General features: G+C 67.2%; 29 protein-coding genes and 1 tRNA gene. 18 read left to right on the forward strand and 12 right to left on the reverse strand.

All coding sequences use genetic code 11. The features are described 5' to 3' along the window. Positions 1–3: 3 nt before the first annotated feature. Together FVP33_RS01970 and FVP33_RS01975 are read right to left on the reverse strand one after the other, a co-directional pair. Entirely contained in the window at positions 4–225 is a 222-nt protein-coding gene (locus FVP33_RS01970; RefSeq protein ID WP_147781947.1) for a hypothetical protein, read from the reverse strand. A 187-nt stretch (positions 226–412) separates the two neighbouring features. Further along, a complete protein-coding gene (locus tag FVP33_RS01975; protein ID WP_147781948.1) occupies positions 413–1,036 on the reverse strand; it encodes a C40 family peptidase in 624 nt (207 codons plus the stop codon). A gap of 466 nt (positions 1,037–1,502) precedes the next feature. Here FVP33_RS01975 and FVP33_RS01985 point away from each other — a divergent pair, with 466 nt between their 5' ends. From FVP33_RS01985 to FVP33_RS01995, 3 genes are read left to right on the forward strand one after another with little or no spacing between them, the layout of a single operon-like run. Continuing rightward, complete coding sequence (locus tag FVP33_RS01985; protein ID WP_147781949.1) at positions 1,503–1,949, forward strand: MaoC family dehydratase N-terminal domain-containing protein; 447 nt, start codon at positions 1,503–1,505, stop codon at positions 1,947–1,949. Continuing rightward, positions 1,946–2,380 (forward strand): MaoC family dehydratase, encoded by a 435-nt coding sequence (locus tag FVP33_RS01990; RefSeq protein WP_147781950.1) that lies wholly within the window; start codon positions 1,946–1,948, stop codon positions 2,378–2,380. The genes FVP33_RS01985 and FVP33_RS01990 overlap by 4 nt, the downstream gene beginning before the upstream one ends. Positions 2,381–2,382: 2 nt before the next feature. Continuing rightward, positions 2,383–3,489 carry a UDP-N-acetylmuramate dehydrogenase gene (locus tag FVP33_RS01995; protein WP_147781951.1) on the forward strand — a complete coding sequence of 369 codons (1,107 nt, stop codon included), beginning with the start codon at positions 2,383–2,385 and terminating at the stop codon, positions 3,487–3,489. 14 nt (positions 3,490–3,503) lie between these two features. On the opposite strand, the gene FVP33_RS02000 is transcribed toward FVP33_RS01995, so the two are convergent. After that, positions 3,504–4,346, reverse strand: coding sequence for an ABC transporter permease (locus FVP33_RS02000; protein WP_147781952.1), 843 nt, complete (start codon positions 4,344–4,346; stop codon positions 3,504–3,506). After that, on the reverse strand, positions 4,343–5,233 hold the full coding sequence (locus tag FVP33_RS02005) for an ABC transporter ATP-binding protein (RefSeq protein ID WP_147781953.1): 891 nt from the start codon (positions 5,231–5,233) through the stop codon (positions 4,343–4,345). The genes FVP33_RS02000 and FVP33_RS02005 overlap by 4 nt, the downstream gene beginning before the upstream one ends. Positions 5,234–5,450: 217 nt before the next feature. Here FVP33_RS02005 and FVP33_RS02010 point away from each other — a divergent pair. The 4 genes from FVP33_RS02010 (at position 5,451) to FVP33_RS20060 (ending at position 7,795) form a co-directional block, all read left to right on the forward strand. Next, a tRNA-Trp gene (locus FVP33_RS02010) sits at positions 5,451–5,523 on the forward strand. An 87-nt stretch (positions 5,524–5,610) separates the two neighbouring features. Further along, a complete protein-coding gene (gene secE / locus FVP33_RS02015; protein WP_147781954.1) occupies positions 5,611–5,883 on the forward strand; it encodes a preprotein translocase subunit SecE in 273 nt (90 codons plus the stop codon). A 103-nt stretch (positions 5,884–5,986) separates the two neighbouring features. Next, complete coding sequence (gene nusG, locus FVP33_RS02020; protein WP_147781955.1) at positions 5,987–7,030, forward strand: transcription termination/antitermination protein NusG; 1,044 nt, start codon at positions 5,987–5,989, stop codon at positions 7,028–7,030. Between the two features lie 213 nt (positions 7,031–7,243). Further along, positions 7,244–7,795 carry a GNAT family N-acetyltransferase gene (locus FVP33_RS20060; protein WP_147781956.1) on the forward strand — a complete coding sequence of 184 codons (552 nt, stop codon included), beginning with the start codon at positions 7,244–7,246 and terminating at the stop codon, positions 7,793–7,795. A 67-nt stretch (positions 7,796–7,862) separates the two neighbouring features. Here the strand turns inward: FVP33_RS20060 and FVP33_RS02030 are convergent, their stop codons facing one another. Continuing rightward, the gene (locus tag FVP33_RS02030) at positions 7,863–9,107 is read right to left on the reverse strand and encodes an HNH endonuclease signature motif containing protein (RefSeq protein ID WP_147781957.1); all 1,245 of its coding nucleotides are present in this window, start codon (positions 9,105–9,107) and stop codon (positions 7,863–7,865) included. A gap of 135 nt (positions 9,108–9,242) precedes the next feature. Between FVP33_RS02030 and rplK the strand changes: the two genes are divergently transcribed. The 3 genes from rplK to FVP33_RS02045 all read left to right on the forward strand — a co-directional run bounded on the left by rplK (position 9,243) and on the right by FVP33_RS02045 (position 11,008). Then, positions 9,243–9,674, forward strand: a complete 432-nt coding sequence (gene rplK, locus FVP33_RS02035; RefSeq protein ID WP_147781958.1) for a 50S ribosomal protein L11 — start codon at positions 9,243–9,245, stop codon at positions 9,672–9,674. Then, complete coding sequence (gene rplA, locus FVP33_RS02040) at positions 9,674–10,363, forward strand: 50S ribosomal protein L1 (protein ID WP_147781959.1); 690 nt, start codon at positions 9,674–9,676, stop codon at positions 10,361–10,363. Before rplK ends, rplA begins: the two co-directional genes overlap by 1 nt. Before the next feature lie 63 nt (positions 10,364–10,426). Further along, on the forward strand, positions 10,427–11,008 hold the full coding sequence (locus tag FVP33_RS02045) for a GNAT family N-acetyltransferase (RefSeq protein WP_147781960.1): 582 nt from the start codon (positions 10,427–10,429) through the stop codon (positions 11,006–11,008). Here FVP33_RS02045 and FVP33_RS02050 read toward each other — a convergent pair. Next, a complete protein-coding gene (locus FVP33_RS02050) occupies positions 11,005–11,973 on the reverse strand; it encodes an NADP-dependent oxidoreductase (protein ID WP_425460924.1) in 969 nt (322 codons plus the stop codon). The genes FVP33_RS02045 and FVP33_RS02050 overlap by 4 nt on opposite strands. 87 nt (positions 11,974–12,060) lie before the next feature. On the opposite strand from FVP33_RS02050, the gene FVP33_RS02055 reads away from it, so the two are divergent. Next, a complete protein-coding gene (locus FVP33_RS02055; protein WP_147781961.1) occupies positions 12,061–12,774 on the forward strand; it encodes a DUF998 domain-containing protein in 714 nt (237 codons plus the stop codon). Here the strand turns inward: FVP33_RS02055 and FVP33_RS02060 are convergent. The 5 genes from FVP33_RS02060 to FVP33_RS02080 form a co-directional block, all read right to left on the reverse strand. Further along, entirely contained in the window at positions 12,771–13,400 is a 630-nt protein-coding gene (locus tag FVP33_RS02060; protein WP_342779834.1) for a YqaJ viral recombinase family protein, read from the reverse strand. The two genes, FVP33_RS02055 and FVP33_RS02060, sit on opposite strands and share 4 nt — an antisense overlap. A gap of 61 nt (positions 13,401–13,461) precedes the next feature. Continuing rightward, complete coding sequence (locus FVP33_RS02065) at positions 13,462–14,016, reverse strand: DUF5666 domain-containing protein (protein ID WP_147781962.1); 555 nt, start codon at positions 14,014–14,016, stop codon at positions 13,462–13,464. A gap of 40 nt (positions 14,017–14,056) precedes the next feature. Then, positions 14,057–15,274, reverse strand: coding sequence for an ABC transporter permease (locus FVP33_RS02070; RefSeq protein WP_147781963.1), 1,218 nt, complete (start codon positions 15,272–15,274; stop codon positions 14,057–14,059). After that, positions 15,271–16,008: an ABC transporter ATP-binding protein gene (locus FVP33_RS02075; protein ID WP_147781964.1), complete on the reverse strand. Its 738-nt coding sequence runs from the start codon at positions 16,006–16,008 to the stop codon at positions 15,271–15,273. The genes FVP33_RS02070 and FVP33_RS02075 overlap by 4 nt, the downstream gene beginning before the upstream one ends. Next, positions 16,005–17,249, reverse strand: coding sequence for an efflux RND transporter periplasmic adaptor subunit (locus tag FVP33_RS02080; RefSeq protein WP_147781965.1), 1,245 nt, complete (start codon positions 17,247–17,249; stop codon positions 16,005–16,007). Before FVP33_RS02080 ends, FVP33_RS02075 begins: the two co-directional genes overlap by 4 nt. 174 nt (positions 17,250–17,423) lie before the next feature. On the opposite strand from FVP33_RS02080, the gene FVP33_RS02085 reads away from it, so the two are divergent. From FVP33_RS02085 to rplL, 6 genes are all read left to right on the forward strand, one after another. Beyond that, positions 17,424–18,176, forward strand: a complete 753-nt coding sequence (locus FVP33_RS02085; RefSeq protein WP_147781966.1) for a response regulator transcription factor — start codon at positions 17,424–17,426, stop codon at positions 18,174–18,176. Next, complete coding sequence (locus FVP33_RS02090; protein ID WP_147781967.1) at positions 18,173–19,669, forward strand: sensor histidine kinase; 1,497 nt, start codon at positions 18,173–18,175, stop codon at positions 19,667–19,669. The genes FVP33_RS02085 and FVP33_RS02090 overlap by 4 nt, the downstream gene beginning before the upstream one ends. Positions 19,670–19,737: 68 nt before the next feature. Further along, positions 19,738–20,589: an NAD-dependent epimerase/dehydratase family protein gene (locus tag FVP33_RS02095; protein WP_147781968.1), complete on the forward strand. Its 852-nt coding sequence runs from the start codon at positions 19,738–19,740 to the stop codon at positions 20,587–20,589. Further along, positions 20,586–21,608 carry a hypothetical protein gene (locus FVP33_RS02100; RefSeq protein WP_147781969.1) on the forward strand — a complete coding sequence of 341 codons (1,023 nt, stop codon included), beginning with the start codon at positions 20,586–20,588 and terminating at the stop codon, positions 21,606–21,608. The genes FVP33_RS02095 and FVP33_RS02100 overlap by 4 nt, the downstream gene beginning before the upstream one ends. A gap of 298 nt (positions 21,609–21,906) precedes the next feature. Further along, complete coding sequence (gene rplJ, locus FVP33_RS02105; protein WP_147781970.1) at positions 21,907–22,422, forward strand: 50S ribosomal protein L10; 516 nt, start codon at positions 21,907–21,909, stop codon at positions 22,420–22,422. A gap of 56 nt (positions 22,423–22,478) precedes the next feature. Beyond that, on the forward strand, positions 22,479–22,862 hold the full coding sequence (rplL, locus tag FVP33_RS02110; protein WP_147781971.1) for a 50S ribosomal protein L7/L12: 384 nt from the start codon (positions 22,479–22,481) through the stop codon (positions 22,860–22,862). Positions 22,863–23,409: 547 nt separating this feature from the next. Here rplL and FVP33_RS02115 read toward each other — a convergent pair. Beyond that, positions 23,410–24,441: a LacI family DNA-binding transcriptional regulator gene (locus FVP33_RS02115; RefSeq protein ID WP_246142128.1), complete on the reverse strand. Its 1,032-nt coding sequence runs from the start codon at positions 24,439–24,441 to the stop codon at positions 23,410–23,412. 329 nt (positions 24,442–24,770) lie between these two features. On the opposite strand from FVP33_RS02115, the gene FVP33_RS02120 reads away from it, so the two are divergent. Further along, positions 24,771–26,114 (forward strand): ABC transporter substrate-binding protein, encoded by a 1,344-nt coding sequence (locus FVP33_RS02120; protein WP_147781972.1) that lies wholly within the window; start codon positions 24,771–24,773, stop codon positions 26,112–26,114. Positions 26,115–26,148 lie beyond the last annotated feature (34 nt).

Here is a 26,148-nt window from a genome sequence, read left to right on the forward strand (position 1 = left end):
TCATCAGGAGCGTGCGCGGTGGCCGGCCGCACCGGACCAGACCGCGCCGAGCCAGCGCGCGCCGAACCAGCCGGCGACCGACGGCCCTGGTCGATTGGGCGACGGCTCGGCGGCGCGCTCCTCGGCGAGCCGCTCCTCCCGCACCCGCACCCACTCCGTCTCCCGGACGAGCTGCCGTTCGTGGGCCAGGGCCAGGTGTTCGAAGGCGTATTCGTTCACCAACATGATGTGCTCCGTTCTTTCCTGACTCCGACACTCCTCGCTAAGGGGGGTCTGCCGCATGGGGCGGATGCAGTATTTCGGGCGCGGCTGGTTCCGGTCGGCCTAAGCCGTTTGATGTAGCGCAGCACGATGCCGTACGACTCCCAGAGGCCGGTCTGGGGGCACGGCCATCGTGCGTCGAGGTGGGGAGTCAGACCTGCAGGCGGATGAAGAGGGGGCTGCCCCAGAGCTTCGACGCGTGCTCGACGTAGCGGCCCCAGACCGGCGAGTTGTACATGCCGCCGGCGCCGTCGTAGATGCCGATGTGCTGGCCGGGCCAGTAGACGAGGTCCCCGGCGACCGCGCTCGCCTGGTCGACCCGCACCCCGAGCCTGGCCTGGTGGTCCGCTCCGCGCGGCAGGCTGATGCCGAAACCGGCGAAGACGTACTGGGTGTACCCGTCGCAGGAGAAGCTCGTGGTCGGGCTGTTGCCCGATCCGTAGGGCACGAGCCCCACGAACTGCGCGGCGTAGTGGATCAATGCGGCTCCGCTGTAGGCCTGGTTCGGTGGCGCGACACCCGTGTAGCGGTTGGTCTTCACCGGCGCGGACGCCGGGGCGACCGGCGTGACCGGCCTCGGCATCGTCACGGCGTAGCCGTCCCGCGCGGGCGCCGCGACGGCGACGGTCGCATCGACCGCGAACGACTGCACGGCCGACACCGGTTGCCGCGGCGCGCCCTGCTCGTCGAGGCTCGCATAGGCCGGGATCGCCGTCGTTGCGATGAGCGCACCGGCGACCGTGATGGCCCCGAGCTTCGCAACGATGGACGACATCCGGCAAGAGTAGTGGAGAGGCCGCGAAAAGTCTCGAATTGGTAACGGAAGGCCCAGAAGTGGGGGTTGAGAACGAGTGCGGATGAGCGCCGGATTCTGGGCAGGATCCGGCTAATGTCGGCGGTGGATCGTAGGCTGGAAAAAAACTTCCCGACACGCCGAAAACACTAGATGTTGTGGAATGACAAGAGTGTCATTCCGGTTATATAGTGAGGACTCACGAAGGCGCCGGCTTAACAACTGGTGACCTTGGGGTGACAAACCGGGGTTACTAAACAACAGACTTAGGGAGGTCCGAAAATGGACAACGACAACGATTCCATCGGCGGCTACGCAGTACCGGTCGACCCGATGGACGACCTGCAGTGTGACAGCTGCCAGTAAGAGCCACTAGACAAAGCCCCGGTCGCCAGTGATGGCGGTCGGGGCTTTGTCGTTAAGCTCTTGCTGTGCAAAGGACTACAGAGTGTCGGTGAACCCCGAGATCGAGGGGCGTGTCTTTCCGCCCACAGCGCCGTACCTCGTCGGTCGGGAGAAGATCCGCGAGTTTGCTCGGGCGGTTCTCGCGAGCAGCCCGGTCAACTTCGACGTCGAGGCGGCGAGGGCGGCGGGCTATGCCGACCTCGTGGCGCCCCCGACCTTCGCCGTGGTGGTCCAGGAACTCACTCTGCGTCAGCTTCTCGCCGAGCCGGATGCCGGGATCGATTTCGCCCGCGTCGTGCACGGCGAGCAGCGGTTCAGCTTCTCGCGGCCCATCGTGGCGGGCGACGAACTCACCGCGACCCTGACCATAGCCAGCGTGAAGTCGCTCGGCGGCCACTCCATGGTCACGGCGGAGTCCAGCATCGTCGACGCAGCAGGTGCCCACGTGGTCACCGCGACATCCACCCTCGTGGTGAGGGGCGACTCATGATCCAGGAGAGTGCACCGCTCTTTACCGAACTCGAGGTCGGCCAGATCGTGGCCGAGGCCGGATTCGCCATCACCCGTGAGTCGCTCGTGCGCTACGCCGGCGCCTCGGGAGACTTCAACGCCATCCACTACCGCGACGACATCGCGCAGTCGGTCGGCCTCGCGGGCGTGCTCGCCCACGGGATGCTCACGATGGGCGCCGCCGTGCAGCCCGTCGTCGACTGGGCGGGTGACCCTGGTCGGATCGTCGACTACCAGGTGCGATTCACGCGTCCGGTGTTCGTCGATGCGACCGAGGGCGCAGTGGTCAACGTCGTTGCGAAGGTCGGCGCGCTGGACACGGAGAACACCGTCGCGCGCATCGACCTCACGGTGACCTGCGGCGGCGAGACTGTGCTGGGCAAGGCACAGGTGCGCGTGAGCCTGGTGTGACGATGCAGCTGCGGGACCTCACGACACTGCGCGTCGGCGGGCCGGCCGACGAGGTGCTCGCACCCGCCGACGAGGCCTCCCTCGTCGCGGCGACGCTCGAGGTCTGGGCCTCCGGCGAAGACTGGTTCGTGCTGGGCGGCGGCTCCAACGTCGTCGTCTCCGACGAGGGCTTCGCCGGGACCGTGATCCGCGTCGTCACCCGCGGCATCGAGGCTCTGCCGGGCAATGGCAACGCGGTTCGGCTGCGTGTGCAGGCGGGGGAGCCGTGGGATGCGCTCGTGCAGTTCGCGGTGGAGAACGGGCTGGCCGGCCTCGAGGCGCTCTCCGGAATCCCGGGCTCGAGCGGGGCGGCGCCGATTCAGAACATCGGGGCCTATGGGCAGGAGATCGCGTCGCACCTGGTCGCCGTCCACTTCCTCGACTACGTCACCGGCGAGCTCGGCCGCGTCGAGGCGTCGGCGCTCGACCTCCACTACCGGAGTTCGGCCATCAAGAACGGTCGCCGGGGAGTCGTGGTGGCGATCGAGCTCGAGCTGGCGCGGACCCCGGGCGGGCTCAGCGAGCCGATCGGCTATTCGCAGCTTGCCCTGGCTCTCGGCCGTTCGGTGGGCGACCGCGTGCCGCTGGCCGACGTGCGCTCCGCGGTGCTCGCCCTGCGCGCGAGCAAGGGCATGCTGCTGGACGACGCGGATCCCGACTCTGTGAGCGCCGGTTCCTTCTTCACCAACCCCATCGTGAGCGAGCGTTTCGCCGGGACCCTTCCCCTCGACGCACCACGCTGGCCGGTCTCCCCCGATTCCTCCACTCCGATGGTGCGGCCGCTCGACACCTTCGACCCCGCCGACGTGCCGGTCATCCGCTCCGCCGCCGACCGCCGGGTGAAGCTCAGCGCGGCCTGGCTCATCGAGCACTCGGGGGTCACCCGCGGGTTCCGCCTTCCCGGCTCGCGGGCGGCCGTCTCGGGCAAGCACACCCTCGCGATCGTCAACACGGGGGCGGCCACCGCCACCGAAATCGCGGAGCTCGCCAGGTTCATCCAGTCCCGCGTGCTCTCGACGTTCGGCGTGATCCTGGCGCCCGAGCCCGTCTTCGTCGGCGCGTTCGAGTAGCCCGCAACTCCCGGTCAGGAGTCCTTGCGGATCCAGCGGAACGTGAGGCGGCAGGCGACGAGTCCCACCACGAGCCAGATCGCCGTGACGATGGCGACCCCGCTCAGATTCCAGGTGCCGCCCATCTCGAGCGTCTTGAACGAGTCGGGCAGGAACACCGAGCGCATGCCCTGGGCCAGCCACTTGAGCGGGAAGATGCTGGCGAAGTTCTGAAGCCACTCCGGCAGCTGCGAGAAGCTGAGGTACACGCCAGAGATGAACTGCAGGATCAGCGTGATCGGGATGATCACGGCCGTCGCGCTCTTTCCCGTGCGCGGAAGCGCGCTGAGCGCGATTCCGAGCACGGCGCAGGTGGAGACGCCGAGCAGGAAGACCCAGGCGAAGGTGAGCCACTTCGCCGGATCCGTGGGCAGCTCCACCCTGAAGGCGACGGCAGCGACCAGCAGCAGGAGTCCCGACTGCAGGAGGCCCGTCACGACCACCTGTCCGATCTTTCCGATGAAATAGCTCAACACGGGTAGCGGGGAGCCGCCGAGTCGTTTGAGGGTGCCGTCGCTCCTCTCGTTGGCGATGTCGATGGACATGTTCTGCAGTCCGCTGAGAAGCACGCCGGCCGCGAGCATGGCGGGGAGGTAGAACTCGGCGGCGGTCACCTTGTCGCCACTCGCGTTCGTTCCGAAGCTGGCGGCGCTGAAGGCCACGGAGAAGATCGTGAGGAAGATCAGCGGAAACAGGAAGGTGAAGAACACAGAGTCGCCCTGGCGGAAGTAGGTCTTCACCTCGTAGGCGACCCGGCTGGCGCCGAGGGTCACGGTGCGGCCCGCTGGCAGCTTCGGGGTGGCGGTTGTCGTGGTCACAGTGAGTGCTCCAGTTGATCCATGGTCTTGTCGTTGGTGCCGTGGGCCGCGACGAGGGCGAGGTAGACGTCCTCGAGGCTGGGGCGTCGAACCTCGAGGCCCGCCGGCTCCCCGCCGGTGGCGGCGAAGAGGCGTGCAACGAGGGAAGCGGGCTCGGTCGTCCGCTCCTCGTGCTGTCCGTTCTCGTCCCGCCAGCGCACGAGGGGAATCCGGGAGTCCGCCCCGCCGATCTCGTCGATCGTGCCGATGTCGATGAGCGTGCCCCCGGCGATCACGCCGGCGCGGTCGCCAAGCTGGGCCGCCTCGTCGAGATAGTGGGTGGTGAGCAGGATGGTGGTCCCCTCGCGCTTGAGGGACCGGATGAGTTCCCAGAACTCGCGCCTTGCTTCCGGGTCGAAACCCGTCGTCGGCTCGTCGAGGAAGAGCAGTTCCGGTCGTCCAACGACGCCGAGTGCGACATCCACGCGCCTCCGTTGTCCGCCGGAGAGGGACTTGATCCTGCTCTTGGCCTTGTCGGTGAGACCGACGGCGGCGATCACCTCGTCGACGTCGCGCGGGTGGGGATAGAAGCCGGCGAAGTGCGCGAGCTGTTCGCGCACCGTGACATTCCCGCTCTCGCCGCTCGACTGGAGCACAATGCCGAGTCGGGCCTTCCAGTCGAGTCCGCCGTGCTGCGGGTCGACCCCGAGCACACTCGCCTCGCCGCTCGAGCGGTCCCGGTAGCCCTCCAGAATCTCGATCGTTGTCGACTTGCCGGCGCCGTTCGGGCCGAGAAGAGCGAAGGTCTCCCCGCGTTCGATATCGAAGCTCACCCCGTCGAGGGCGACGAAATTGCCGTAGGTCTTTCGCAGGTCGCGCACTCGCACATGCGGCTCGGGAGTTGTCATGGTCCCATGCTGGCGGTCCCGGCCGCTCCGAACAACTCTCCATCGGCCCCCTCCCCCTCGACAGATCGGTCGGCGCCGGGCCCGACCTCGCTTTGCGGCTGCCAGACGGGTGACCTACACTGGGTTGAGGTGGTTGAAATCAGCCATACTTTTGTGTGCCCATTTGGGGTGCGAGCATCACGTCGACGCGAGCGAGAGTGTGTGGTTTTTCCCCCGAAGGGCGGTGGCTCAATTGGTAGAGCAGCGGTCTCCAAAACCGCAGGTTGCAGGTTCAAGTCCTGTCCGCCCTGCAGCTCGGATCGTGCAAGCACGCACGGTTCGGCAGATGGACTAGCGATCACCTCGATCGCAAGACCAGTTTCTGGAAGGTAGTAAGCGTGGCGAGAAAAGTGATCGACGAGCCCAGCGAGGACATCGTCGCGAACGCCCGAAAGGACCGCGGCACGATCCGTGGCCCATTCGGACGACTCGCCCTCTTCATCCGACAGGTGATCAACGAGCTGCGGAAGGTCGTCACCCCGACCCGCAAGGAGCTCGTGAGCTACACCGGAGTCGTGCTGGTCTTCGTGGTCATCATGATGGCGCTGGTGTACGGCCTCGACATCGTCTTTGCGTTCGCGGTCAACTTCGTGTTCGGAAGCAACAAGTAGCAAGCCTCGCTTGCCGGGACGCCGCTCATCAGCGGCGCGGTCCCAGAACGTGATCGGTGCACAGCGCCGGAACGCAAGTCAAGAAACGGAATGGATTATTCAAGTGTCTGGAACAGAGCGCGACGATATCGACCTCGCGACTGCCGCGGAGCAGTCATCCGAGGAGGACGAAGCGCAGGAGGGCAACGAGCTCGCTGCCGATGAGGACTCCGTGGAGTCCGCAGAGGAGCTGGCCCTGCACCTCGTCGACGAGAACGAGGACGACGACATCGACAGCGTAGAGCTCGACCTCAACGCCGCCCTCGATGCCGTCGAGGCCGCCGTCGACCCCGAGGCCGACGCGATCATCGACGAGGCCCTCGACATCGACTCTCCCGACGAGGCCGAGGCCGCCGCCGAGGCCGCCGAGGACGAGGTCGGATTCGTGGAGCCGGAGGAGGCCGAGGTCGTGCCGTTCGACGCCGCCTTCGAAGCGGAGATCGAGTCCGAGCTCTCCGAGCAGGCAAGCGTCGACGAGGCCGAGCCCGCCGACGTCGATCCGTACGAGGAGTTCCGCGCCGAGCTCAAGGCGAAGCCGGGCAAGTGGTACGTGATCCACTCCTACGCCGGGTTCGAGAAGCGCGTCAAGCAGAACATCGAGAACCGCAAGGTGTCGATGGCCATGGAGGACTACGTCTTCCAGGTCGAGGTGCCGATGGAAGACGTCGTCGAGATCAAGAACGGCCAGCGCAAGCTCGTCACGCGAGTGCGCATCCCCGGATACGTGCTCGTGCGGATGGACCTCAACGAGGACAGCTGGTCCGTTGTTCGCCACACCCCGGGCGTCACCGGGTTCGTCGGCAACTCGCACAACCCGACCCCGCTGCGCTTCGAAGAGGCGTTCTCGATGCTCAAGAGTCTGGTCCAGATCGTCGAGGCGCCGGTGAGGGCCGGGGCCAAGGGCGGCAAGGCCGTGGGCCGTTCGATCCCTCAAGAGGTCGACTTCGAGATCGGCGAGACCATCACGATCAAGGAAGGCTCGTTCGCCGGGCTTCCCGGTTCGATCAGCGAGATCAAGCCGGAGAGCGGCAAGCTCATCGTGCTCGTCTCGCTCTTCGAGCGCGAGACCCCGGTCGAGCTCAGCTTCGACCAGGTCACCAAGCTGTAGTCGCTGACATAACGCCAGCCACGGGAGCGCGGGCGCGCCGAGTCACACTCGGTGCGGCCGCGCTCTTTGTTTTCTGGCACGTAGGTCAGGCTTACGATTCCGGTGAGATGCATTTCGGACGCCCCCTGAAATTGGCTGCCGCGCAAAGTGCTGGTGATGGGAAGTGAAAGCAGATGAACACAGCCGCGTCGTCCAGTTTTGCCAGCCATTCCCATGGTTGATCCAGAGGTTCGATGGGCGGATTTGGATGACGCGCGAGAGGTCGCCATCGTCCACGTCGATTCGTGGAAAGCCGCCTACTCAGGCCTGATCGATCAACGTGTTCTAGACGCCCTTGACGTTGACCAACGCGCCCGCAGCTGGTCCCGGTGGATTGCATCGTCAATTTCTGGACAGCCAACTGATGACCCGCTGAGCGAACCGCACAGGATGCTCGTCGCGGAGTCCGATGGCCAAGTCGTGGGCTGGGCTACATTCGGCCCCGGACGCGATCAGGGGAGGTCTCAGGTTGGAGAGTTGGCCGGCCTCTATGTGCATCCCGACCATTGGTCTGCGCGGATAGGGCACGCACTCATCACTCGCGTGGAGCGCGAGCTCCGCTCCGGAGGGTGGACCGAGGCGTACCTTTGGGTTCTCCGGGGGAATGACCGAGCAATCCGCTTCTACGAACGGCACGGCTGGGCTGCCGATGGAGTTGACAAGATCGTCGAAGCCGGAGGGGCGGCCAATCTCCCGGAGACTCGCCACGTGCGACGCCTCGGCTAAATGCTCGCATTGTCGTGACCGTCGGCCCGATTCGCATCTCGCTGGACTCGTGAGCCTGACCCACGTGCTAGAACGGCGGAGGATCGGGCGCGGCGACATACCCGGTGGGGCTGGTCCACTCGATGCGCCCGGCGGCATCCTGGGTGATGGTCCACTTCGTCTGGTGTTTGTCGCGATGATGGTTGCGGCACAGGTGCGACAGGTTCATGAGGGTGGTTTGGCCCCCGAATTGTCGATCGATTGTGTGGTCGAGGTCGCAATTCATGGCGCGTTTACCGCAGCCGGGAAAAGTGCAGGTCTGGTCGATGAGTTGCCGCATGCGCCGGAGGCCCTCGGGAATGTGCTTAGTCGGTTGATCGATGTCGAGGATGGCGCCGGTCACGGGATCCGTGAGGATTCGGTAGATCGAGGTCGCATCGCCGGCGAGGCGACGGGCGGTCTCCGCATCGATCGGGCCGTAGCCCTCGAGGGATGCAGGCGACTCGGTTTGACCCAGGAGCGTGAGCATCGGGATGAGCACGCCGACCCGCATCGCCACGGAACCACCGCCGGCTCCGGTGATCATGTCGCCGAAGACGTCGGCCCGGAGTTGCGGCATAGTGCGCGTTTCGCCGTGCACCGCCGACAGCCGGAGCGCTTCGGCGTCGAGGAGCGCCATCGCGGCGGTCGCGACGTCGGCCGGCAGGTAGGCCGAGATCCACGCCATGCCTTCGAGGTCGGGCTCGAAGGTGACACAGCGAAGGGACGCTTCGGCCTGGTGCCTCTCGACCGCCGTGTCTGCGACGATCTGTTCGCGGAGTTTGCGGGCGTAGGCGCGGAACCGGGCCGGGGCGAGCCGCGTCGCATGCTCGACGACAGCGGCGTCGAACGCGGCGAATGCCGCCCTATCGCCCTCCGGAAGCGACGCGGCAAGTTCGGCCACCGTGCGGGCGTTGGCGGGGGATACATCGCCCCAGCGGAACCTCTGCCACAGGATGGGGGTGCGGCTGATCATCGTGACGGCCTGGTGTTCGTGCGACCGCACGGTATTCTCCGAGAGCGCGAGCCGCACGGCGAGGTCGGCGATCGCGGCCCGCTCGGAGAATTCAACATACGCCGCGAACTCGACGTCTTCCCTCGAGAATCGTGAGGCGTGATCGCCGACGAACACCTCTGGACTGAATCGGGCTTCTTCCAGCACCGAATGGATGGCGACCAACGTGGCCGCGTGATGCGCGTTCACGGCGTGCTGTTCGTACTCCGCTGCCGCGATTGCCGTGTCGACACGCACGTCGGATCGGGCCTGATCCGAGTAGAAGCCGAGCGTCTCCATACCGGTATCCAATAGGCAACCACCGACATTTCGCGTAAGCTAAACAGGTTGTCCCTTCGGGGGCGACCGCACCGCATCCGTTCGGATGTCGGGAGAGCTGGCCAACACGGGCCAGTTCGACAGAAAAGGAAAAAAATGGCACCGAAGAAGAAGGTCACCGGTCTGATTAAGCTTCAGATCCAGGCCGGCGCCGCCAACCCAGCACCGCCCATCGGGCCGGCGCTCGGACAGCACGGCGTTAACATCATGGAGTTCTGCAAGGCGTACAACGCCGCGACCGAGTCGCAGCGCGGCAACGTCATCCCGGTGGAAATCACCGTCTACGAGGACCGCTCGTTCACCTTCGTCCTGAAGACGCCTCCCGCCGCGGAGCTCATCAAGAAGGCCGCCGGAGTCGCCAAGGGATCCGGCACCCCGCACACCACCAAGGTGGGACGCCTGTCGAAGGACCAGCTCCGCTCGATCGCCGAGCAGAAGATGGTCGACCTCAACGCCAACGACGTTCAGGCCGCAGAGAAGATCATCGCGGGCACCGCTCGCTCTATGGGAATTACGGTGGACGCATAATGGCCAAGAAGTCGAAGGCCTACCGGGCCGCCGCCGAGAAGATCGAAGACGGCAAGTTCTACACCCCCAACGAAGCGGTCAGCATTGCCCGCGAGACCGGTTCCAAGAATTTCAACTCGACCGTCGAGGTCGCGCTGAAGCTCGGAGTCGACCCGCGCAAGGCCGACCAGATGGTTCGCGGAACCGTCATCCTGCCGCACGGCACGGGTAAGACCGCCCGCGTCATCGTGTTCGCAACCGGACCCGCCGCCGAAGCCGCCATCGCGGCCGGCGCGGACGAGGTCGGTGGCGACGAGCTCATCGAGAAGGTGGCCGCCGGCTACACCTCGTTCGACTCTGCCGTCTCTACCCCTGAGCTCATGGGCAAGGTCGGTCGTCTCGGAAAGGTGCTCGGCCCGCGTGGCCTCATGCCGAACCCGAAGACCGGAACGGTGACGCCGGACGTCGCGAAGGCCGTCAACGAGATCAAGGGCGGAAAGATCGAGTTCCGCGTGGACAAGCACTCCAACGTGCACTTCATCGTCGGCAAGGCCGCGTTCACGGCCGAGCAGCTCGAGGAGAACATCAAGTCCGCGCTCGACGAGATCGTGCGCTCCAAGCCGAGCTCCGCGAAGGGCCGCTACATCCAGAAGGGCACCGTCACGACCACCTTCGGTCCCGGCATCCCGCTGGACGTGAACGTACTCTAGGCAGCAACGCGAAAGGGGTCGGCTTCTGCCGGCCCCTTTCGTGCATCCGGAAGGGGGACAACGATGCCGCACTCGATTCGCCGGGCGGTCGCGGCCGACGCGGCCCAGCTTCACGAGGTCGCAGCGGCCACGTTCGCCCTCGCCTGCCCTCCCGGCACCAGCCAGGAGGACATCGACGCGTTCGTGCGCGACGTTCTCTCGGTCGAGCGCTTCGAGTCCTACCTCGCCGACTCCGCCCGCGAGCTCCTGGTGGCCGTGCGACACGATCGCCTCGTCGGCTACACGATGCTCGTGGCCGGCGAGCCGAAGGACCCGGATGTCGCGTCGGCCATCGCCGCGCGCCCCACGATCGAATTGAGCAAGTTCTACCTGCTCGCCGGCGAGCATGGCGCGGGCGTCGCATCCGCCCTCATGGAGGCGACCCTCGAGGCGGCCGGGGCGAGCGGCGCCGCCGGGGTGTGGCTCGGCGTGAACCAGCACAACGGCCGCGCCAACCGTTTCTATGAGAAGCACGGCTTCGCGGTGGTGGGCACCAAGCGCTTTCTGGTGGGCGACGAGTGGCACGACGACTTCACTCGCGAACGGGTCTTCGGCGCCGAGGGTGCCGCCCGCCAGTGGCGGTCTCTCCAGGCACGATCTCTCTAGGCGCGATTGCCGAGGTCGAGCACGATCTTTCCACGCGCGTGGCCGGACTCGATCGCCGTGTGGGCGTCCGCGGCGGCGGTGAGCTCGAAGACGCTGTCGAGGGTGACGTGCACATCACCGGCCTCGAGCAACCGCCCGATCACCGCGAGGGTCGAGCCGTCCGGCGCCACCCGGTAGGTGGTGGCGCGCACACCGACGGCCGCGGCGTCCGCGGCGAGCGTCGGCCAGCTGCCGCTCGGCACGTTTACGAGCAGGCCGCCCGACCGAAGCACACGCAGTGACCGGGAGCCGGTGTCGTCGTGGACGTTGCCGATGAGGTCGATCACCACGTCGACTCCGGAGAGCACCTCCTCGAAGCGGGTCATCGTGTAGTCGATCACCTCGGCGGCACCGAGTTCGCGCAGCCAGCCCAGGTTGCGGGGCGACCCGGTCGCGATCACATGGGCGCCGAAGTAGGCGGCGAACTGCACGGCGAAGTGGCCGACACCGCCCGCGCCGGCGTGGATGAGGATGCGCTGGCCTTCATGCGCCTTGGCCACGTCGACGACCGCGCCCCACGCTGTGAGGGCCGCGAGGGGTACACCGGCCGCCTCGAGGTGCGAGAGTCTCGTGGGCTTGCGCGCGACGCTGAGGCTGGGCACGGTCACGAATTCCGCGTAACAGCCGGCCATCCGCGGCACCGGCACCATCCCGAAGACCTCGTCGCCCGGTTTCAGAGGAAACGCCTCGTATGGCGACTCCACCACCACGCCGCTGAAGTCGCAGCCGAGAATGACCGGGAAGCTGGTGATTCCGGCGGACACGCCGGCACCGGCCCGCGTCTTGGCGTCGATGGGATTGACCCCCGCCGCCATGACCTTCACGAGAACCTCGGAGTTCAGCTTCGTGGGGAGGGGCACCTCGGCGAGGGTGAGACTGCCAGGGCCCCCGGTGGTCGCGATCACCATTGCTCGCATCGTGGTCATGACCAACAGTAAAGCCGCCCAATGATTCGCCGGTGTTACGGCGGTGTCAATTGGAAGCAAACTATGCCTCGGCTCTACGATTCACTAATGAGCCTGCACCGTCGTACCCGAAGGGCCGTCGTCGAACTCGTCGGCACGCTCGTCGGCTCGTGCCTCGTCGCCGCGGCCCTCGTGATCATCTGGGTGGCCCGGCAGAGCGCCCACCGTGACCTCTACGTCAGCGAGCTGGGCGCGCGGGGGGAACCGACGGCACACTGGTTCCAGTCTGCCCTCCTCCTGATCGTGATCGGCGGGAGCCTCATCGCCTACGCCGGACGGGGCATCCGGTCCCGATTTCCCGTCCTGCGGGCGTGGACCCCGGCGGTCTCGCTCTGGATCGGTTGCGGATTCTTCTTCGTCGCCTCGCAGGTCACCTGCACCGAGGGGTGCCCGTTGCCGGTGGGGGACACCTTCACCTGGCAGGACCTCATCCACACCATCGTGGCGGTGCTCGCCTTCGCCTCCGCCTGCTGGGCGATGCTGCAGACCTCCTTCGCCCGCGGTCACCGGGCACTCGCCAGGCTGTCGCTGACGGCGGGCCTCGCCGTGGCGTTGATCGCCGGCACCGGCGGGATCTTCTCGCTTGCACGCTTCGAGGCCGAGTTCGGCAGCCGCCTCGAGCTCGCCGCGACGACGATCGCCCTCGGCTGGCTGGTGATCTTCGCCGCCGTGGTCGCGCGACGGCTGGCGACCGGGGCCTCCGTGGCGAGCCCGAGTGACGATCGGGCGGCGGTGGTCCCGGCCGCGCTCGAACCGGTTTAGCGGGCGCGTGTGCGCTCGCGCGCCACGATGTCGAGCACTCGGTTGGCGAGCTGCACGAGCAGGTAGATCTGGTTGTCGTCGCGGTCGACCCAGCGGCACTCCGGCTCCGGGTTCGTCGGCACGAAGTCATCGTGCTGCTCCCACACCACCAGGGTGCGGTCGGCGCCGAGCACGTACTGCTGCCACCAGACCTGGCGGAGGTAGGAGCGCGGGATGGACCGCCAGGCCGACTTCGTCGTCTTGATCTCGGCGAGTTCGAGCAGGCCGGATGCCGCGAGCCCGACGCCGTCCGGGGTCGCCAGGTGGTCGGTCTGGCCCGCGGCGTGGAACAGCGCATCGCTCGGACGAATCGCGTAGCGGTCCTGCACCCACCGGGCGATCTCCGGCTCGCGCGCCCGACCGTGATCGGTGTAGGCATTGCCGCCGAAGCTCGAGCCGTGCAGCTTGTCGAGGGCGACGGCCTGCACTGATGCCGGCCCGGAGAGCCGGGCGACGTCCGTGGCGGTGATGCCACGGCTGCGCGCCCGCAGCCACGCCACGCGGTCGGCAGAGCGGGCGACGATGCGGTCGCGGTGATCGGGCGCCGGCTCGTCCCACAGGTCGAGGGTCGGCTGGATCACGGTCACCTGACCATTGTCTCCCACCGCGCCTGTCTCCCACCGCGCCGGGTTCGGCGGGTTGGCCGCGTCAGCCGTTCGTGCCGGGAGCCGCGGTCGGCGCACCGGCGCCGCCGAGTCGCCCGCCGAACTGTCGCAGCGTGCCTTCGGCGACGGAGGTCGCGGTGACGTCCCCGTTCGATCCGGCCCGACCGACCACCGTGACCGTCTCGCCCGCCTTGAGGTCGGCGACAGTGCCCGCGGACGTCTTGGTCACCTTGGTGCTGCCGGTGGTGGTCACGGTCTTCTCCGTGCCGTCCAGGGTCTTCACGACGATCGTGTTGCCGCTGACCGACACTATGGTGCCGGCCGTGAATCCGCCGCCGGCGAATCCGCCGGCACCGCCAGCCGTTCCTTCGCCGGTGCCGCCCAGGCCGCGGGTGAAGCCCGCGGGCCCGCTCGCCTGCGCGGAGGCGGCGGTGGCGTGCCCGATGAGCACTCCGCCCGCGAGACCGACCGCGAGGGTCGCGACGAGGGCCAGAGTCGGCGTGAGCCACTTGCGCCCGGCAGGCGGCGGGGTGGGCTGGGGAACGGACGACTGCGGTGCCGAGGCCGGTGCCGGGGTGGTGTCGAAGGTGTCAGACATGGGTTCTTCTCTTCTGTTTGTTGGTGGTGCGGGATGTTGGTCAGATGGCCCGGAGCGCCTGGATGGGGCGCATCGCCGCCGCGCGGGCCGCCGGGTACACGCCGAAGAACACGCCGATCGCCACCGAGACACCGAGGGCGAGCGGGATGGAGAACGGCAGGATCACGGGCAGGGTGCCCGTGATCGGGAACTGCGCGCCGATCAGAGCGACGGCGACGCCGAGCACTCCGCCGAGCAGGGTGAGGGTCGCCGCCTCGGCGAGGAACTGGCCGAGGATGGCCCCGCGGGTGGCGCCGAGGGCCTTGCGGATTCCGATCTCCCTGGTGCGCTCGGTGACCGTGACGAGCATGACGTTGGTCACCCCGATCCCGCCGACGAGCAGGCTGATCGCCGCCACCGCGCCGAGGAGCGCGGTGAAGCTCGCCGCGCTGGTGGCTGCGGTCTGCAGGAGTGACCCCTGGTTGATGATCGTGTACGGCTCGTCGGCGGTGTTGGTGATGCCGAGAAGTTGGTTGAGCATGATCTCGACCTCCCCCTGGGCCGCGGCGACCGCATCCGAGTTGGTGGCCTCGATGGTGAGCGAACTGACGGCGCCATAGCCGGTGAACGACGCCTGGATGCGGCTGATCGGGGCGATGATCACCGAGTTGGGGTCGTTGAAGCCGATGCTTCCCTGTTGGGCGAGGATGCCGACGATGGTGAGCGGGGTCCCGCCCACGGTGACCTGCTGGCCGAGCGCGGAGCCCGTGGGGAACAGCTCTGCGGCGAGGGTCTGCCCGATCACCGCGACCTTCGCGGAAGTGGTCACGTCCTCGGTGGTGAAGGACGATCCGGTGGCGACGGAGTTCGTGCCGACGGTGAAGTAGGCGGGGACCGTGCCGATGACCGAGATCGCGGTCTCCGAGGCGGTGGTGGAGGCGACGGTGAGGCTGCCGGCGACCTGGGGGATGACCGCCCGCACATGGCCGAGCTTCGCGGACTGGATCTCCCGGCCGACGGCCATCGTGATCTGCTTCGTCGATCCGGTGCTCGCGGCGGTCTGGGCTCCTCCTCCGCCTCCGGTCGGTCGCACCGTGAGGGTGTTCGTGCCCAGTTGCGAGATCGCTGAGTTCACGGTCTGGGCGGAGCCGTTGCCGACCGCGAGCAGCAGGATGACGGAGGCCACGCCGATCATGACGCCGAGGAGGGTGAGGACCGATCGGAGCTTGTTGGCATTGATGCCGCGGAGGGCGGACAGGATCATCTCGACGAAGCTCATGAGCGTGAGCCAGCCATCGGAGTGTTCGCCGTGATGCGGTCGGAGACGATGACCCCGTCGCTGAGCGTGATCACCCGGTGGGCCTGGTCGGCCACGTGCTTTTCGTGGGTGATCACCACGATCGTGCGGCCGTCGCGGGCCAGCAGATCGAACATGGCGAGGATCTCGTCCGTGGATGCGCTGTCGAGGTTGCCGGTCGGTTCGTCGGCCAGCACGAGGGTGGGGGAGGCGACGAGGGCCCTGGCGATCGCGACGCGCTGCTGCTGGCCGCCGGAGAGCTCCTGCGGCTGATGGTTCGCGCGGTCGGCGAGACCCACCATGTCAAGCGCGTCGAGGGCACGGGTGCGGCGCTCGGCGCGGGGGACCCTGGCGTAGACGAGGGGCAATTCGACGTTGCCGAGCGCCGACATCCTCGGCACGAGGTTGAAGGACTGGAACACGAAGCCGACCTGCCGGTTGCGGATGCGCGCCAGCTGGTTCTCGTCGAGCGTCTTCACGTCGCTGCCGGCGAGAAGGTAGGTGCCGGAGGAGGCAACGTCGAGGCAGCCGAGGAGGTTCATCAGAGTGGACTTGCCGGAACCGGACGGGCCCATGATGGCCACGTAGTCGCCCTGCGCAATCTCGAGGGTGATGCCGCGCAGGGCGTGCACGGCGGCGTCGCCGGTTCCGTAGACCTGGTGGATGTCGGTGAGCTGCAGCACCGGAGTGTCTCCGGTCTGCTCGAGCGGGGTCATCCGTTGTTCCTCGGGGTGAATCCGCCGGTGCCGCCGGTGCGGTTGCCGAAGCCAGCGCCTCCGAAGCCGGTGCGGCCCGTGCCGGTGCCCGTGCCCGTCGTCGTGGGGGTGACCACTCCCAGCGATACCGTCTCTCCCGCCTTCAGCCCGGTCTTGATCTCGGTGCCGACCGTGCCGACGATTCCCAGGGTCACCGTCGTGACGGTCGTCTTGCCGTTGGCCCCGACTACCTTCACGGTCGAGACCCCGTTGGCCGTGGTGATCGCCGCGGTCGGCACGTAGAGGGCGTCGGCCGCCGAGCTCTTGGTCGTGATCGCCACCGACGCGGTCTGGCCGAGGCGAAGCCCGGTCGGGATGCTGGCCAGGGTGATCGTCGTGGCGTAGGTGACGACCGAGTTGCTGCTGGTCGCGGTGGGCGCGATCGCCGTCACCGTGGCATCCGCCGTCTCACCGGGCACGGCGGGGAACGTCACCACCGCCTTCTGGCCGACGGTGACTGAGGCGATGTCCGCCTCCGCGATGCTCGCGCTCACGGTCATGGCCGAGACGTCGGCGATGGTCGCGAAGGCCGAACCGGAGGTCGACGCGGAAGACGACCCCGTCGTCGATCCCGAGCCCGACGACGAACTGGACGACCCGGAACCCGTGCTCTGGCCGACCACGCCGGTCAGACCGACGACGAGGCCGGCCGACGGGGCGGTGAGGGTGGTGGCCGCGAGGTTCGACTGATCCTTGGCGAGCGTCTGCGACGCCGTCGTGACCTGGTCCTGCGCCGTGGCGACCTGCTGTTTGGCGCTGTTGAGACTCGACAGGGTCTGCGCGGCCGTCGTGTTGGGACTGGCTGGTGTCGCCTCGGTGGCCGCGAGCGCCGCCTTCGCGTTCACAAGCTGGGTGCGGGCCTGGGCGAGCAGGGTCGTGTCGTTGTTCACGGTCTGCTGGAAGCTCGCAGTCTGAAGGGTGCCGAGGACCTGGCCGGCTGCGACCGTCTGCCCGAGTGCCACATTGACCGTCGCGATCGTGCCGGACACCCCGAAGGAGGCGGAGGCCTCACTCACCGGAGCGACAGTCCCGCTCGCGGTGATGGTGTTGCTCACCACCCCCTGCTGCACGGTCGTCGTGAGCTGGGTTCCCGTCGACCCGGAAGACGAGGACGGAAAGATGAGAAAGTAGGCGCCGATGATCGCGCCGATGATGACGACGGCGAGCGAAACATTGATCACCACCGGTTTGCGAATGGTCATGATCGAAAACTGCCCGTCGTGGCTATGAACCCCCTATGAATGGGCTGGGGGTCAGGCCAGAGCGTCTGAGAGCTCTCGAGAGATCTCTCTCTGCCGACGAGTGCCGCCGAAGGTCTCAGGAGAGGTAGGGCTGGAACATAGGTTTCTCATAGGAAACTCGCCATAGTGGGAGGAGTGACCACAGACAGCGTTTCCGCCGCGCCGAGCGCCGGCCCCAGGCTTCGCCGTGCAGACGGCTCCCCCGTACGCGTCGTCGTCGTCGACGATGAACCGACGCTGAGTGACCTGCTCAGCATGGCCCTGCGCTACGAGGGCTGGGAGGTGCGCACGGCCGCCGAAGGGCGCACGGCGATCAGCGTGATCCGCGAGTTCCAGCCGGACGTCGTCGTGCTCGACGTGATGCTGCCGGACATCGACGGGCTGCAGGTGCTCAAGCGTCTCCGTGCCGACGGGCAGGACACGCCCATCCTCTTCCTCACCGCGAAGGACGCCCTCGACGACCGCATCGCCGGGCTCACCGCCGGGGGAGACGACTATGTCACCAAGCCGTTCAGCCTCGAGGAGCTCGTCGCCCGCCTGCGCGGGCTCATCCGCCGGTCGACGGTCGTCATCGCCGACTCGTCCGACCCGCTCCTTCGGGTCGGTGACCTCATCCTCGACGAGGAGAGCTATGAGGTGCGTCGCGACGGTCGGCTGATCGAGCTCACCGCCACCGAGTTCGAGCTGCTGCGCTTCCTCATGCGCAACCCGCGCCGGGTGATGAGCAAGGCGCAGATTCTCGACCGGGTGTGGAGCTACGACTTCGGCGGACGCTCCAGCATCGTCGAGATCTACATCTCCTACCTGCGCAAGAAGATCGACGCGGGCCAGAGCCCCATGATCCACACCGTGCGTGGTGTCGGATACCTGATCAAGGCCGCAGGATGACCCCGCCGACCGCCCGCCCGCGGTGGTCGCTGCGTCGGCGCCTCGTTCTCGCCGTGGTCGGCCTGCTCGCGGCGGTCGCGATCGTGATCGGCGCGGTGAGCGTGGTCGCGCTGCAGAGCTTCCTCACCGGCAGGCTCGACCAGCAGCTCAGCCAGGCGAACGGACGATCCCAGAACGGCTTCGGGCCTCCAGGAGGTCCGACCGACGACTCCACGACCCAGACCTTCTCGAACGAGCGTCTTCGCGAAACCTTCGGCCGCCAGGCGCCGGACACCGTCATCGCCATCGCGACCGGTTCCACCGCATCCGCCCTGCGCAAGGACCAGAGCGGCACTCCCCAACTGCTCACCGCCGCGCAGAGCAAGCCTCTCGCGAACGTGCCGTCCACCGGCGTCCCGACCACGGTGGATCTCGGAGGCACCCTCGGCAGCTACCGCGCGGTCGCCGTCGAATACAGCGGGGGCGTGCGGGTCGTGACCGCCCTCCCGCTCGCTGAGGTGACCGCCACCGTGCTTCAACTCGCCCTGGTCATCGTGATCGTGACCTCCCTCGGTCTGCTCGTCGCCGCCCTCCTGGGTGCCTGGATCGTGCGCGTCGCGTTGCGCCCGCTCGAGCGGGTCGTCGCCACCGCGACCCACGTCGCCGAGCTTCCGCTCGACCGCGGCGAGGTCGCGCTCGCCGTGCGGGTGCCGGAATCGGATGCCGACCCGCGCACCGAGGTCGGCCAGGTCGGCGCCGCCATCAACCAGATGCTCGGCCATGTGGCGTCCGCGCTCACCGCCCGCCAGGCGAGCGAGAACAAGGTGCGCAAGTTCGTCGCGGACGCGAGCCATGAGCTGCGCACCCCGCTCGCCTCCATTCGCGGCTACGCCGAGCTCACCCGGCGGGGAAACCACGACCTGCCCGACGACGTCGTGCACTCGATCGGCCGGGTCGAGTCGGAGGCGACCCGCATGACATCCCTGGTCGAAGACCTCCTGCTCCTCGCCCGTCTCGACGAGGGCCGGGACCTCGAGAGCGAACCGCTCGACCTGTCCCGGCTGCTGATCGATGCCGTGAGCGACGCCCATGCCGCCGGCCCCGACCACGAGTGGTCGCTCGACCTGCCGGAGGAGCCGGTGATGGTGGACGGCGACACGGCGCGGCTGCACCAGGTCGTCACCAACCTCCTCGCGAACGCCCGCGTTCACACCCCGGCCGGCACGAGCGTCGTCGTCTCGGTCTCGGTGGAAGGGGACAGCGCGGTGCTGACCGTCGCCGATGACGGCCCCGGCATCCCGAGCGACCTGTTGCCGGTTCTCTTCGAGAGGTTCGCGCGCGGGGACAGCTCCCGTTCGCGCGCCGCGGGCAGCACCGGACTCGGTCTCGCGATCGTGAGCGCGGTGATCGAGGGCCATCGCGGCATCGTCACCGTGGAGAGCGAGCCCGGGCGCACCGTGTTCCGGGTCGAGCTGCCGCTCGCAGCACCCGACCTCGACGAGCAGGCCGTCTAAGCGCGCCGCTGCCCGTCGCCGGACGACGAAGATGACAGACTGGAATTCCCCCACTGTTAGGAATCGCCATGAGAATCGCCGTCACGGGAGCCACCGGAAAGCTGGGACGGGCCGTCGTCGAGCGCCTCCGCACGTCTGGACACTTCGTCATCGCCCTCGACATCGTCGGCGCTCGCGGTCCCGGATTCACGCAGGTCGACTTCACCGACTACGGCCAGACCGTGGATGCGCTGTTCGGCATCAACGACCGTCACGACGGCCTCGATGCGGTGGTTCACCTCGCGGCGGCACCGGCCGGAGGGATCCTGCCGGACTCGCAGACCTTCCACAACAACATGTCGGCCACCTTCAACGTCTTCCAGGCCGCGCGTCGCGCCGGCATCAAGAACATCGTCTACGCGTCGAGCGAGACCGTGCTCGGCATCCCCTTCGAGACCCCGCCGCCGTACATCCCGGTGGACGAGGAGTACGACACCCGCCCGGAGTCGATCTACTCCCTCACCAAGCACCTCGAGGAGCAGCTGGCGATCAAGCTCGTTCGCTGGGACCCTGAACTCAGCATCACCGGTCTGCGATTCTCCAACGTGATGGATGTCGCGGACTACGCGGCGTTCCCGTCCTATGACGCGGACGCCCGGCTGCGCAGCTGGAACCTCTGGGGATACATCGACGCGCGGGACGGCGCCCAGGCCGTGGAACGCGCCCTCCTGCGCAACGTCCCGGGCTTCGAGGCGTTCATCATCGCCGCGAGCGACACGACGATGAGCCGGTCGAGCGCCTCGCTCGCCGCCGAGGTCTTCCCGACCGTGACGGTGACCAAGGAACTCGGCGAAACCGAGACCATGCTCTCGATCGACAAGGCTCGTCGCCTGCTCGGGTTCGAACCCGAGCACTCCTGGCGCAACCATGTCCAGGCGTGACTGTGCATAGGCGCGCCATCGCGATCGCCCTCCTGGCCGTCGCGATGGCGGGCTTCGGCGCGCAAACCGCCCTGGCCAGCGACGAACCCCGGGTTCCGGAGGAGGTAGCGTCCTACTTCGCGACCGGTCTCGTGCCGAGGCTCGCCGACCTGTACGGGGCGAGCACCTATGACGCGACGACGAAGGTCGGAACGGTGCGCCGAGTGCTCGCGTTCACCAAGGCGTTCCGATCGGGCGCCGCCACGACCCCCACCGAACTCACCAACAACTGGGTCGCGCCGGTCTCCACCAAGGGCGACGTCGTGCTCGGCCTCGCGACGGTGTGGATCAACCCCGGCAGCGACCAGCCGGAGCTCGCCGACTTTGCGCCGGGCAGTGCGACCGTGGCCGCTCTCGCCGCCGCTCCTGCGGGCGCCCTGCTCGTGCGGGACGACCAGGTGAAGGCCTGGTTCGCCTCGGACGGCACAACGATCACACCCCTTGTGCCGGGCAAGTCGGGCGTCACCTCCGCCCTGCCGAACGCGGAGTTCCGCAAGAAGCTCCTCGCCGATGCGCCGACCCCGGCTGCGAGCGAACCGAGTCAGGGTCTGCTGGTGGCCGGCATCGTGCTCGGCATCGTGGTGGTGCTGCTCGCGGGATTCGTGCTGCTGCCCGACCGACGCCGACGTGCCCGCGGTGAGTCCGGGGATGCCGCGGTCGCCGATGGCGCTGACTCTGGTTCTCCTGCCGAACCGGCCGCGCCAGCCGTAGTGGTCGAGCCCACGGTGGACGCTGCGGTCGAGGACTCCGATCCCGTCCCGGCCGCGAACCCGATCGCGGCGCCTACGGTTCAGCCGAAGCGTGCGGCTGCGAAGCCGAGGCCGAGTACAGCGGCGAAGCCGAGTACGGCCGCGATGCCGAGTACAGCGGCGAAGCCGGGTACGGCCGCGAAGACCACGTCGCGATCTCGAACGTCGCCATCCGCGCCCGTCGCACCGGCCCCGGTCGCAGCCGGTTCTGGCAGCGACCTCGACGGCTGACGCGTCGCGATGCTCCCGCTCGCGGCCGTGTTGCACGGCGGCCCCTTCATCCCGTAGTGTTATCCACAGCCAAAGACCGCCGGTTATCGGCGTGCGACGATTCGAGAGAATCGCAGCCGCCGATCGAATGTTCGCGACAGCGAAGACCAGCGCAGGTGTATTGAGAATTCCTTCCATGGTTTAGCTCCATGTTGGTTTGGCTCCGTGCGCTTGCGCCGGAGCCTTTTTTGTTGTCGTGGCACGGCCCGGTGGTCCGGAACGCACAACCACGCACCACAAATCCATTACTAGGAGCCACATGGCGAACAAGGAAGCTTCGGTTGCCGAGCTCACGGACAAGTTCCGCGACTCGACCGCCGTACTGCTCACCGAGTACCGCGGGCTCACTGTCGCTCAGCTGAAGACGCTGCGCACCACTCTCAGTGAGAACGCCACGTACTCCGTGGTGAAGAACACGTTGACCAAGATCGCCGCGAACGCGGCTGGCATTTCGTCGTTTGATGACGACCTTGTCGGTCCGTCCGCGATCGCGTTCGTGCACGGTGACCCGGTCACCGTTGCAAAGGGTCTTCGCGACTTCGCCAAGGCAAACCCGCTGCTGGTCATCAAGGGCGGTTACTTCGACGGTAACCCCCTGACCCCGGCAGAGGTCATCAAGCTCGCGGATCTCGAGACCCGAGAGGTGCTGCTCGGCAAACTTGCCGGCGCCTTCAAGGCCTCGCTGTTCGGCGCGGCGTACATGTTCAATGCTCCGCTCGCCAAGGCCGTTCGCACGGTCGACGCGCTGCGCGAGAAGCAGGATTCCGCGTCCTAACTCCGCAAGGACGTTAGACACCGCGGCATACAACGAGAAAAACAAGGAGAAACATCATGGCAAAGCTTTCAGGCGACGACCTCATCGAAGCATTCAAGGAGCTCACGCTCATTGAGCTCAGCGAGTTCGTCAAGAAGTTCGAAGAGGTCTTCGAGGTCACCGCTGCCGCCCCCGTTGCAGCCGCTGCTGCCGGCGGACCGGCCGCTCCGGTCGAAGAGGTCGAAGAGAAGGACTCCTTCGACGTCGTTCTCGAGTCCATCGGCGACAAGAAGATCCAGGTCATCAAGGAGGTCCGTGCCCTCACGAGCCTCGGCCTCGGCGAGGCCAAGGCCGTCGTGGACAACGCCCCCGGCGTCGTGCTCGAGGGTGTCAACAAGGAGACCGCCGAGAAGGCGAAGGCTCAGCTCGAAGAAGCTGGCGCCACCGTCACCCTCAAGTAGTCGATGCCCTTCGGGGCTCAGCTTGCGGTAACTTTCGATGCAGTGAAGGCGGACCTCCGCGAGGGGTGTCCGCAGTCCGAGGGCGTCGTCCCACACGGGGCGGCGCCCTTCGGCGTTGCGGGATGCGGGTGGCGCGGGACACGCCGTAACCACTCGGCATGTCCCGCGCCTGTGCCGTCTACGCCGCATCGTCCGGGATCAGGGACGGACGTTGCAGCGCCCTCGAGGAGCCGACCGACGACGATGTCGGCCCATGGAACGCCGAGCAAACCGTTTCACCGATTGCTCACGCCTGAGGCTACTTGCGATTGGCATTCGTTGTCCACCATAATGAGGACGCGTCGCCGCCGGATTTCTTGAGGTGGACGGCGTGAATTCTGCGAGTTGTACCCCGATCTATGTGTGGACTAGACAGTCTTACCCTCTGGCTAGCCCGGTTCAGCGCGTTGATGGGGGCACGGCCCGCCTGCACGACGCGGCAGCGCCGGGGCCACGGGTCCCGGCGCTGCCGCGGCGAGCGGGACAGCGGCAATCAGGACTGCGGCGATCAGCGGACGGCGACTCCGGCGGGCGCCGTCGTGCTGCGCCTCACCTTCAGGTGCACCGGCATCGTCACCCTCTCGTCCTCGAGGGGCCCCCGATCGCTCGTGAGCCGCTCCATGATCATTTCGACCGCCTTGGCGCCCTGGTCGACCGGGTACTGCTCGAGCGTGGTCAACCCGAACATCTCCGCCAGATTGTGGCCGTCGATCCCGACGATGGAGACCTGTTCCGGCACGGTGATGCCGAGCTGTCGGGCCGCCACGATCGCGCCGATCGCGATCTCATCGCAGCCGGCCACGATTGCCGTCGGTCGCGAGCCGGGGTCGCCGAGCACCGCGAGCGCCCCGGCATATCCGCCGGGAATCGTGTAGGGCACAGCGCGGAAGTCGTCCGGATGCTCGATCCCGGCGGCGTCGAGAGCCTCCCGCATGCCGGTGAGACGCTGGGTGTGCACCCGGAAGTCCATCTGCTCGTTGAGGTCTCCGCCCAGGTGCATGATGCGGGTGTGGCCGAGGCTCAAGAGATGTTCGGTCATGAACCGGGACGCGCGCACGTCGTCGATGCTGAGGGACGAGATGCCGTCGATGTCGCCTCCGATGCTCACGATCGGCTTGCCGAGGGACTTGAGCAGCGCGACCTCGTGTGCGGTGAGGGCCACGTCTACGGCGATGACCGCGTCCACGCGCTTGCGCACCAGGAAGTAGTCGAAGATGCGTTCGCGCAGGGCCGCATTCGGGCTGAGCCGGTAGAGGGTGAGGTCGTAGCCCGCGCCGATGAGGGCGCTCTCGATCCCCTCGAGCACCTCGGCGAAGAACCAGCGGTTGACGAAGGGGATGACCACTCCCACGTTGCGGGTTCGGCCGGTGACGAGGCTCGCTGCATTCGAGGAGACCACGTAGCCGATCGCGGCGGCGGCCCGCTCGACCTTCGTCTTCGTCTGTTCAGAGACGTAGCCTCGGCCGCTGAGCGCGCGGGATGCGGTGGATTTCGACACTCCGGCAAGGCGTGCGACATCGGCGATTGCACTCACAAGCACCCATCTCCTTCGGCAGCGGCTCGGCGGAGCACAGCCTAGCCATCTTTTCCATCGAATGGAACCGGTTCCACATGGTCGCGCTCCCACGGTGGGAAGGCGGGGAACATCGACCGGGCCGATGAGACACGCGCGTGACGATAACGTTAGATAACAGGCCGCGCCAAGCGCTTGCAGAAACCCCTCGCGGTGTCGTAGCTTGTCGAGTGGAACCGGTTCCCTATTGTCCGCCTGCGCGTGTAACCGGTGCACGCGAACCGGCAACACAGCACTGTCCAGTCCGCGTTCAGCCATGAACACCTTGCGGAAGAACCTCAATGAGGAGGAGTTACATGAGTTCCACCGTGCACCGCCGCATCACAGCCCCACTCGTTTTTCTTACCATCGCGGGCCTTGCTCTCGCGGGCTGCTCGTCAGGGGGCGGCTCCACCTCGTCGAACAAGGGTCCGGGCGACGCCGGCAAGGCCGACGGAGTCGTGACCATCTACGGCACGATCGTCGACACCGAGGCGGAGCTCCTGCAGAAATCCTGGGCTGACTGGGAGAAGAAGAACAAGATCACGATCAAGTACGAAGGCTCCAAGGAGTTCGAGACCCAGATCAGCGTTCGCGCCCAGGGCGGCAACGCACCCGACATCGCGATCTTCCCGCAGCCCGGCCTTCTGAAGGACCTGGCGTCGCGCGACTTCATTCAGCCCGAGCCGGCCGCGGCCGCGGCCAACGTGAAGAAGAACTGGTCCAAGGACTGGGCCGGTTATGCCTCGTCAGGCGGCACTCTCTACGCCTCGCCGCTCATGGCGAGCGTCAAGGGCTTCATCTGGTACTCGCCGGCGAAGTTCAAGGAGTGGGGTGTCGAGGTGCCGAAGACCTGGGATGAGCTCCTCACCCTGACCAAGACCATCCAGGAGAAGACCGGCAAGGCCCCGTGGTGTGCCGGATTCGGCTCGGATGCGGCGACAGGCTGGCCGGGAACCGACTGGGTCGAAGACCTCGTGCTTCGCCAGGCCGGAGCGGAGACCTACGACAAGTGGGTCAGCCACAAGATCCCGTTCACCGACCCGGCCATCAAGAAGGCGTTCGATAGCGTCGGCGACATCCTCAAGAACCCGGCCTACGTGAACGCCGGCCTCGGAGATGTGAAGTCGATCAACTCCACGCCGTTCGGTGACGTCGCCCGGGTGGTCGGAAACGGCTCCTGCGCGTTGACTCACCAGGCGTCCTTCTTCGATGGATTCATCCAGGACCCGAAGAACGGCAACGCGACGGTCGGACCGGACAAGCAGGTCTGGGCCTTCATCACCCCGCCGATCGACTCCAGTGCCGGCCCGGCCGTCACCGGTGGTGGCGAGATGGTTGCCGCGTTCTCGAACGACAAGGACACCCAGAAGGTTCAGGAGTACCTGTCGAGCGGCGACTGGGCGAACAGCCGCGTCAAGCTCGGTGGTGTGATCAGCGCCAACAAGGGTCTCGACCCGAAGAACGCGTCAAGCCCGATCCTGCAGCAGGCCATCAAGACGCTCCAGGACCCGAAGACGACGTTCCGCTTCGACGCGTCTGACCTGATGCCCGGCGTCGTCGGTGCGGGTTCGTTCTGGACCGGCATGGTCGACTGGATCAACGGCAAGTCGACGGATGAGGTCTTGAAGACCATCGACGCATCCTGGCCGGCCAACTAGCGACTCCGGTCGTCTAAGTAACACCCAACGCGAG

Source organism: Lacisediminihabitans profunda (assembly GCF_008040105.1).
GTDB lineage: Bacteria > Actinomycetota > Actinomycetes > Actinomycetales > Microbacteriaceae > Lacisediminihabitans > Lacisediminihabitans profunda.

Coding starts and splice junctions, on each gene's coding strand:
- FVP33_RS02005 (WP_147781953.1), bottom strand. CDS start 5,233: ATGACAACTCCCGAGCCGCATGTGCGAGTGCGCGACCTGCGAAAGACC.
- FVP33_RS20060 (WP_147781956.1), top strand. CDS start 7,244: ATGGTTGATCCAGAGGTTCGATGGGCGGATTTGGATGACGCGCGAGAG.
- FVP33_RS02075 (WP_147781964.1), bottom strand. CDS start 16,008: ATGACCCCGCTCGAGCAGACCGGAGACACTCCGGTGCTGCAGCTCACC.
- FVP33_RS02090 (WP_147781967.1), top strand. CDS start 18,173: ATGACCCCGCCGACCGCCCGCCCGCGGTGGTCGCTGCGTCGGCGCCTC.
- FVP33_RS02065 (WP_147781962.1), bottom strand. CDS start 14,016: ATGTCTGACACCTTCGACACCACCCCGGCACCGGCCTCGGCACCGCAG.
- FVP33_RS02045 (WP_147781960.1), top strand. CDS start 10,427: ATGCCGCACTCGATTCGCCGGGCGGTCGCGGCCGACGCGGCCCAGCTT.
- rplK (WP_147781958.1), top strand. CDS start 9,243: ATGGCACCGAAGAAGAAGGTCACCGGTCTGATTAAGCTTCAGATCCAG.
- FVP33_RS02050 (WP_425460924.1), bottom strand. CDS start 11,973: ATGACCACGATGCGAGCAATGGTGATCGCGACCACCGGGGGCCCTGGC.
- FVP33_RS02095 (WP_147781968.1), top strand. CDS start 19,738: ATGAGAATCGCCGTCACGGGAGCCACCGGAAAGCTGGGACGGGCCGTC.
- FVP33_RS01970 (WP_147781947.1), bottom strand. CDS start 225: ATGTTGGTGAACGAATACGCCTTCGAACACCTGGCCCTGGCCCACGAA.
- FVP33_RS01990 (WP_147781950.1), top strand. CDS start 1,946: ATGATCCAGGAGAGTGCACCGCTCTTTACCGAACTCGAGGTCGGCCAG.
- FVP33_RS02070 (WP_147781963.1), bottom strand. CDS start 15,274: ATGAGCTTCGTCGAGATGATCCTGTCCGCCCTCCGCGGCATCAATGCC.
- FVP33_RS02120 (WP_147781972.1), top strand. CDS start 24,771: ATGAGTTCCACCGTGCACCGCCGCATCACAGCCCCACTCGTTTTTCTT.
- rplA (WP_147781959.1), top strand. CDS start 9,674: ATGGCCAAGAAGTCGAAGGCCTACCGGGCCGCCGCCGAGAAGATCGAA.
- FVP33_RS02030 (WP_147781957.1), bottom strand. CDS start 9,107: ATGGAGACGCTCGGCTTCTACTCGGATCAGGCCCGATCCGACGTGCGT.
- FVP33_RS01995 (WP_147781951.1), top strand. CDS start 2,383: ATGCAGCTGCGGGACCTCACGACACTGCGCGTCGGCGGGCCGGCCGAC.
- rplJ (WP_147781970.1), top strand. CDS start 21,907: ATGGCGAACAAGGAAGCTTCGGTTGCCGAGCTCACGGACAAGTTCCGC.
- FVP33_RS02080 (WP_147781965.1), bottom strand. CDS start 17,249: ATGACCATTCGCAAACCGGTGGTGATCAATGTTTCGCTCGCCGTCGTC.
- rplL (WP_147781971.1), top strand. CDS start 22,479: ATGGCAAAGCTTTCAGGCGACGACCTCATCGAAGCATTCAAGGAGCTC.
- FVP33_RS01975 (WP_147781948.1), bottom strand. CDS start 1,036: ATGTCGTCCATCGTTGCGAAGCTCGGGGCCATCACGGTCGCCGGTGCG.
- FVP33_RS02055 (WP_147781961.1), top strand. CDS start 12,061: ATGAGCCTGCACCGTCGTACCCGAAGGGCCGTCGTCGAACTCGTCGGC.